Origin of the sequence: Phenylobacterium sp. (assembly GCF_030693625.1) — a bacterium.
GTDB lineage: Bacteria > Pseudomonadota > Alphaproteobacteria > Caulobacterales > Caulobacteraceae > Phenylobacterium > Phenylobacterium ferrooxidans.
The window spans coordinates 1-6,779 of sequence record NZ_JAUYAF010000093.1 but is presented as its reverse complement, the minus strand read 5'-3'; the positions used below and the strand labels follow the sequence as shown (position 1 = coordinate 6,779).

Annotated in this window: 7 protein-coding genes and 1 pseudogene; 4 read left to right on the top strand and 4 right to left on the bottom strand. The window is 67.2% G+C overall.

Going from position 1 to position 6,779, the window contains the following annotated elements; all coding sequences use genetic code 11:
• The 4 genes from Q8N10_RS20765 to Q8N10_RS20750 form a co-directional block, all read right to left on the bottom strand.
• The coding region (locus tag Q8N10_RS20765; protein ID WP_305663989.1) for a signal recognition particle receptor subunit alpha at positions 1-716 on the bottom strand (716 nt) is incomplete at its 3' end.
• Between the two features lie 184 nt (positions 717-900).
• A complete protein-coding gene (locus tag Q8N10_RS20760) occupies positions 901-3,021 on the bottom strand; it encodes a M3 family metallopeptidase (protein ID WP_304775376.1) in 2,121 nt (706 codons plus the stop codon).
• Positions 3,022-3,107: 86 nt separating this feature from the next.
• Positions 3,108-3,761, bottom strand: coding sequence for a TetR/AcrR family transcriptional regulator (locus Q8N10_RS20755; protein ID WP_304775373.1), 654 nt, complete (start codon positions 3,759-3,761; stop codon positions 3,108-3,110).
• A 14-nt stretch (positions 3,762-3,775) separates the two neighbouring features.
• Complete coding sequence (locus Q8N10_RS20750) at positions 3,776-4,039, bottom strand: hypothetical protein (RefSeq protein ID WP_304775371.1); 264 nt, start codon at positions 4,037-4,039, stop codon at positions 3,776-3,778.
• Positions 4,040-4,214: 175 nt separating this feature from the next.
• On the opposite strand from Q8N10_RS20750, the gene Q8N10_RS20745 reads away from it, so the two are divergent.
• From Q8N10_RS20745 to Q8N10_RS20730, 4 genes and pseudogenes are all read left to right on the top strand, one after another.
• Entirely contained in the window at positions 4,215-5,066 is an 852-nt protein-coding gene (locus tag Q8N10_RS20745) for a glutamate racemase (protein WP_304775368.1), read from the top strand.
• Positions 5,067-5,080: 14 nt separating this feature from the next.
• The gene (locus Q8N10_RS20740) at positions 5,081-5,608 is read left to right on the top strand and encodes an ATPase (RefSeq protein WP_304775366.1); all 528 of its coding nucleotides are present in this window, start codon (positions 5,081-5,083) and stop codon (positions 5,606-5,608) included.
• Between the two features lie 110 nt (positions 5,609-5,718).
• The gene (ahpC, locus tag Q8N10_RS20735; RefSeq protein WP_304775363.1) at positions 5,719-6,282 is read left to right on the top strand and encodes an alkyl hydroperoxide reductase subunit C; all 564 of its coding nucleotides are present in this window, start codon (positions 5,719-5,721) and stop codon (positions 6,280-6,282) included.
• Between the two features lie 84 nt (positions 6,283-6,366).
• A pseudogene (locus Q8N10_RS20730) lies at positions 6,367-6,779 on the top strand (alkyl hydroperoxide reductase subunit F); the annotation flags it as partial.

The following is a 6,779-nucleotide window of genomic DNA, read 5'->3' as shown; positions in this document are numbered from 1 at the left end:
TCATGGAAGGCCTTGGCGGTGCGCACCGCGTCCTGGCCGGTGAGGCTGTCGGCCACCAGCAGGGTTTCCGACGGATTGGCGATCCGCGCGATCTCGGCGGCCTCGCTCATCATCGCCTCGTCGAGCGTCGTGCGCCCGGCGGTGTCGAGGATGAGGATGTCGTAGCCCTGCAGCTTGGCGGCGCTCATGGCGCGCCGCGCGATGTCCGGCGCGCTCTGACCGGCCACGATGGGCAGGGAGTCGACGCCAGCCGCCGCGGCCAGGGTGGCCAGCTGCTCCATGGCGGCGGGGCGGCGGGTGTCGAGGGAGGCCAGCAGGACCTTCTTGCGGTCCTTGCCGAGCTTGAGGCCCAGCTTGGCCGCCGTGGTGGTCTTGCCCGAGCCCTGCAGGCCGGCCATCAGGATCACGGTGGGCGGGTTGAGGCTGATGTTCAGCCCCTCGGCGCCGCCCTCGCCCCCCAGCATCTCCACCAGGCCGTCATAGGTGATCTTCACCACCTGGTCGGCGGGACGGATCGAACGGATCACGTCCTGGCCGGCGGCCTTTTCCTTGGCCTTGGCGATGAAGTCGCGGACGACGGGCAGGGCGACGTCGGCCTCGAGCAGGGCCACGCGGACCTCGCGCAGCGCCTCATCGATGTCCTTTTCGGACAGCACGCCGCGACCGGAGAGCCGGTCGAAGACAGATGACAGCCGATCAGTTAGCGCGTCGAACATCAATTCACCCTGTGGCCCAAACGCAATCGACCCCCGTGGACGATCACGTCGACGGGGGGCCTCGCCGCTCTCGTCCCAGATAAGACCTGGGGGCCGTAGCGGTAGAGGGCGCGATTGCTCTGCGCCGGAAGGGCGCGCTTATGCGCTCGGCAGGCCGAAAGGTCAAGGAACCCGGGCCGTTGCTTCAGCTGGTCGGGAAGCCCTTGTCGCGGAGATAGGCCTTCACGTCCGGGTCCCGACCCCGGAAGCTGCGATAGGCCTCGGCCGGATCGACGGTGTTGCCGATGCTCATGACCTTGTCATGCAGGCGCTTGGCCACGGCCTTGTCATAGGGCCCCGATCCCTCGGTGAAGGCGCCGTAGGCGTCGTGGGCCAGGACCTCCGACCACAGGTAGCTGTAGTAGCCCGCCGAATAGCCGTCGCTGGCGAAGACGTGCTGGAACTGCGGCGTCCGGTGGCGCATCGGCAGTTCGCTCGGCATGCCCAGCTTCTTCAGCTCCTCCCGCTCGAAGGCGTCCGGGTCGATGTCGGCGTCACCGGCCAGGTGCAGCTTCATGTCGATGAGGGCCGAGGATAGGTATTCGGTCACATCGAAGCCCTGGCGGAAGGTGTGGGCCTTCTCGATCTTGGCGGCCAGGGCCGCAGGCATCGGCTTGCCTGTCTGATGGTGCAGGGCGAAGCGGTTTAGCACTTCCGGCGTCGCCAGCCATTCCTCGTTCACCTGGCTCGGAAACTCCACATAGTCCCGCGCCACGGCGGTGCCCGCGAGGGTGGGATAGGTCACGTCGGAGTTCAGGCCGTGCAGGGCGTGGCCGAACTCGTGGAACAGGGTGGTGGCGTCGTCCCAGCTGATCAGGACCGGCTCACCGGGGGCGCCCTTCACGAAGTTGGAGTTGTTGGAGACGATGGTGGTGATCTTGCCGCGGAACGTCTCCTGGGCGCGGTAGGCGCTCATCCAGGCGCCCGAGCGCTTGCCCTGGCGCGCATAGGGATCGAAGTACCAAAGGCCGACATGGCCGCCGTCCGCGCCCTTCACCTCCCAGACCTTGATGTCGGGATGGGCCACGGGCACGTCGGTAACCGGGTGATAGGTGAAGCCGTAAATCTGGCCCGAGGCCCAGAACATTCCCTCGCGCAGCTTGTCGAGCTGCAGGTAGGCCTTCACCTCGTTCATATCGAGGTTGTAGCGGTCGGCGCGGACCTTCTCGGCATAGAAGCGGTAGTCCCAGGGCTCGATCTTCAGGCCGGCCTTTTCCTTGTCGGCGATGGCCTGCATCTCGGCCACCTCCTGGCGGACCCGGGCGATGGCCGAGGGCCAGACCCGCATCATCAGGGCCATGGCGTTCTCGGGCGTCTTGGCCATGGCGTTGTCCAGCCGCCAATGGGCGTGGGTCGGATAGCCCAGCAGTTTCGCGCGCTCGACCCGCAGCTTGAGGATTTTCTTGATGATGGCGTTGTTGTCGTGGGCGTCGCCGTTGTCGCCGCGGCTGTAGAAGGTGCGCCAGACCTTTTCCCGCAGGTCGCGCCGCGTCGAATAGGTCAGGAACGGGTCGATGGAGGAGCGGGTGTTGAGGATGGCGAACTCGCCCTTGTGGCCGCGTTCCTCGGCCGCGCCGGCGGCGGCGTCGCGGACGTCATTGGGCAGGCCCTTCAGCTCGCTCTCGGTGCGCAGGTAGAAGACGTAGTCGGTCTCGTCGGCCAGCAGGTTCTGGCTGAAGGCGGTGAAGTTCCCGGCCAGCTCCTGGTTGATGGCGCCGACCCGGGCCTTGGCCTCCGGCGTCAGCCGGGCGCCCGCGCGAACGAAGCGGTTCCAATAGACCCAGGTCAGGCGTTGCTGCTCCGGCGTCAGGCCCGAGGTCGTTCGGGTGTCGTAGACCGCCTCGATGCGCTTAAAGAGCGCGGCGTTCTGCAGGATCGCGTCGCCGTGGGCCGCGTCCTTTGGGGCGATTTCCTTGTCCACCGCCCGCATCTCAGGCGTCGACAGCGTGCCGCTCCAGATTCCCATCAGGGTGTCGACGCGGTTCTTGGCGTCGCCCGTGCGCTCCAGAGCCTCGATGGTGTTGGCGAAGGTGGGCGGCTCGGGATTGGCGGCGATCGCCTCGACCTGCGCCAGTTCCGCCGCCATGGCCGCCTCGATGGCCGGGGCGAAGTGGGCGACTTTGACCTTGTCGAAGGGTGGGACCCCGCCATAGGGCCCGGTCCAGGGCGCGGAGAGGAGGTCGGCGTCCGCGGCGAGGCTCATCGTCGGAACCAGGGTTGCGGCGGCCAGGGCGCTGGACGCGGCGAGAAACGTGCGCCGATGCATGGCGACTCCGGAAAATCTGCTCAAGGAGCCGGGACCTTAGGCAGGATGTAACCGGACGTCACATGACAGGACCGTAATCTTGCCCATCAGTCAGGGCGGCGGGTCGCTTCCTTGGCTTCGCTGAAGGCCTCGCGGCTGATCTTGGTGCTCTCGCTGGGGGTCAGGCCGAAGGCGATCAGGATGAGGGACACCAGATCCACGGCGTGATCGGGGGCGACCGCCCCCAGGACCATGTCTCGCTGGCCCATGCGGAAGGCTCCGAAGGCCAGGTTGCGGGCGGCGGCGACCTCGCAGTCACGGAACCGGCCGCTGGCCACGGCCGACTTGTAGATCGCGTCAAAGCGGGCCTCGAACACCGCCTGGCGCGGGATCGCGGCGGACTCGATCCTCAGGGCCAGCCAGCCGCGCACTGGGTCGAGGGCGTAGGCGGCTAAGATCCTGTGCGTGACCGTGGCCAGCAGGACCGCGGGGTCGTCGATCCTTGACCGGACGGGCTCCAGGGTCTTGTCCAGAGCTTCCGCGATCTCGGTGTTCAGGGCGTGGAGCAGGTCATCGTAGGTTGGGAAGTAGTTGTAGAAGGTGCCGCGCGAGACCCCGGCCGACGCCACGAAGTCCTCGATGGACGAGGCCTCCGGGCCTTTCTCGGCGATCACCGTCATCGCCGCCTTTATCAAGCGTGCGCGGGTTTGCGCGCGGCGGCTTTCGGCCGCCGCGGCGCGGGCTTCCAGATTGACCCTCATGGGGCGTCGAGGGGTCAGGCGGCCTCCGGCAGGTACTGCTTGAGGGCCTGGGCCGCGGCGGCCGAAAGCGGGTCGCGCTGGGTCTCCAGGATGTCGATCTCCTGGGCCAGGGCCGAGCTGATCTCGCGGTGGGCGAGGGGGGACAGTTCCAGCAGGGCCTTGGTGGAGGCGCGCGCCAGGGCGAGCGCGGTGGCCAGATCGACTTCGACGCCGACGATCCAGGTGGAGTCAGGGTCGTCCTTGGAGAGTCCGGGACGAGCGGAGAGGGGCATAGCCATGGCGTTCAGTGGGTCTCGGGGAGGAGGGGGAGCCAGGCTGGGGGAGGACTGGCCAATTGAGAATGACGCCTATGTCAGGCTGACATTCTTGTCAATAGTGGATAACCACGTTCAATGAACCTGTCCGCCCGATAGCGCGCTGGACGCTGCCGCGCCGGAGGGCTAAGCGCGATCCATGGCCATTGGCGTTTTCGATTCCGGGGTGGGCGGGCTGACGGTGCACCGTCGGCTGGTGGACCGCTTCCCGCAGGCGGACCTCATCTACCTCGCCGATCAGGCCAACACGCCCTATGGCGGCCGCGAGGGGGAGGAGATCGTCGATCTCACCCGCGCCGGCTGCGAGGCTCTGTTCGACCGGGGCTGCGACCTGGTGGTCCTGGCCTGCAACACCGCCTCCGGCGTCGCTCTGCGGCGCCTGCAGCAGACCTGGCTGCCGGCCTACCGTAAGGAAAAACAACGCTCGGTGAATGTGCTCGGCATCATTGTGCCTACCATCGAGGCGGCCACCGGCCTGCCGTGGGAGCATGAGGCCGAACGCCGGGGTGACAAGGTGGAGAAGCTCGATGTGCTGGCGGTGTTCGCCACACCGGCCACCGCGCGCTCCCGCGTCTATGAGATCGAGATCGACAAGCGCCGCCAGGACGTCGCGGTCTTCACCGAGCCCTGCCCGGATCTCGCCCGGATGATCGAGACAGGGGCCGGGGCCGTGGAGCTGGCCACCCAGGTGGAGGCCCATGTGAAAGCCATCAGCGCCCGCATCGGCCGCACCCCCGACCGAGCCATCCTCGGCTGCACCCACTACGAGATGGTGGCCGACATGTTCCGCGCGGCGCTCAAGCCGGGCGCTCCGCTCATTCACCAGCCGGACGCCACGGCCGACGCGCTGGAGGCCTATCTCGCCCGGCATCCGGAATACACGGCTGGGGACTCGGGCCGCCGTGTCTTCCTCACCACCGGCAAGCCCGGCGCGCAGAACGCCCTGGTGGAGACTTTCTGGGGGGCTCCGCTAAGCTTCGAGCAAGCTTAGGCGGAGTCCTTCTCATGAAGACCATCCTGGCGGCCGTGGCCGCCCTGTCGCTCGCCGGCGCCGCGCGCGCCGAAGTCGTCGACCAGTCGCCCCAGGGCTTCCAGAGTCGCCACGTCGTCACCATCGCCGCACCCCCGGAAAAGGTGAGGGTCGCGACCCTGGCGCCTAGCGGCTGGTGGAACTCGTCCCACAGCTGGTCGGGTGACGCCCGCAACCTCACCATCGACCTGGTGACGGGATGCTTCTGCGAGAAGTTGAAGGACGGCTTCGCGCGTCACATGACGGTGGTCTACGCCGGTGACGGCGCCCTGCGGCTCTCGGGCGCGCTTGGCCCCCTGCAGTTCACCGGCGCCAGCGGCCACATGGCCTTCAACTTCAAGGCGGGTGCGGATCCCGCCACCACGGTGCTCACCGTCACCTACGACGTCGGCGGCTACGCCAAGGGTGGGCTGGCGGAACAGTGGGCCAAGCCGGTCGATGGCGTCATCGGCGAGCAGGTGGCCCGGCTGAAAACGCTGATCGAGACAGGCAAGCCAGGCTGACGGCATCGAGATAGATAAAATCTATTCCCACGACTTATATTATCAATTTCCCCAATGCTGCGGCGCCATATAGACAGCGGGCTCCTTCCCGAACCAACCAGGAGCTCGCGTTGTCCCTCATCAATACCGAAATCAAGCCGTTCAAGGCCGAAGCCTTCCAAGCCGGCAAGTTCATCTCCGTCTCGGACGCCGATCTGAAGGGCAAGTGGTCGGTGGTGTTCTTCTACCCGGCCGATTTCACCTTCGTCTGCCCGACCGAGCTTGAGGACCTGGCCGACAACTACGCCGAGTTCAAGAAGCTTGGCGTGGAGATCTACAGCGTCTCCACCGACACCCACTTCGCCCACAAGGCCTGGCACGACACGTCCGAAGCCGTGAAGAAGATTGAATACGTCATGGTGGGCGACCCCACCGGCGTGATCACGCGCAACTTCGACGTCATGATCGAAGAGGCCGGCCTCGCCGACCGCGGCACCTTCGTGGTGGACCCCGACGGCAAGATCCAGATCGTCGAGATCACCGCCGGCGGCATCGGCCGCGACGCCCTGGAACTGCTGCGCAAGGTCAAGGCCGCCCAGTACGTCGCCGCCCACCCGGGCGAAGTCTGCCCCGCCAAGTGGCAGGAAGGCGAGGCGACCCTGGCCCCCTCCCTCGACCTGGTCGGCAAGATCTAAAGCCTACCCCGCGTCCGCCGCCGTTCATCGGAACGGCGGCGGCGCCCCTCCTCAAGAATTCCCGCGTCCCCACCGGAGTCCGTCATGTTGGATCAAGGCCTGAAGTCCCAGCTCAAGACCTATCTGGAGAATCTGCGCCACCCGGTGGTCCTGGTCGCCAGCCTCGACGCCTCGGCCAAGTCGGCCGAACTCCAGGCCCTGCTGGCCGACGTCGCGCAGGCCTCCGACAAGATCACCGTCCGCGAGGACGGGACCGACGGCCGCGTCCCATCCTTCACCGTGGGCGCGGAGGGCTCGGAGGCCCGCGTGACCTTCGCGGGCCTGCCCATGGGCCACGAGTTCACCTCCCTGGTGCTGGCCCTGCTGCAGGCCGGCGGCCACCCGCCCCGGGTGGAGGCCGAGGTCATCGACCAAGTGAAGGCGCTCGACGCCGACCTCACCTTCGAGACCTATTTCTCGCTCACCTGCCAGAACTGCCCCGACGTGGTGCAGGCGCT

Coding starts and splice junctions, on each gene's coding strand:
- Q8N10_RS20740 (WP_304775366.1), top strand. CDS start 5,081: ATGAAGACCATCCTGGCGGCCGTGGCCGCCCTGTCGCTCGCCGGCGCC.
- Q8N10_RS20755 (WP_304775373.1), bottom strand. CDS start 3,761: ATGAGGGTCAATCTGGAAGCCCGCGCCGCGGCGGCCGAAAGCCGCCGC.
- Q8N10_RS20760 (WP_304775376.1), bottom strand. CDS start 3,021: ATGCATCGGCGCACGTTTCTCGCCGCGTCCAGCGCCCTGGCCGCCGCA.
- Q8N10_RS20750 (WP_304775371.1), bottom strand. CDS start 4,039: ATGGCTATGCCCCTCTCCGCTCGTCCCGGACTCTCCAAGGACGACCCT.
- Q8N10_RS20745 (WP_304775368.1), top strand. CDS start 4,215: ATGGCCATTGGCGTTTTCGATTCCGGGGTGGGCGGGCTGACGGTGCAC.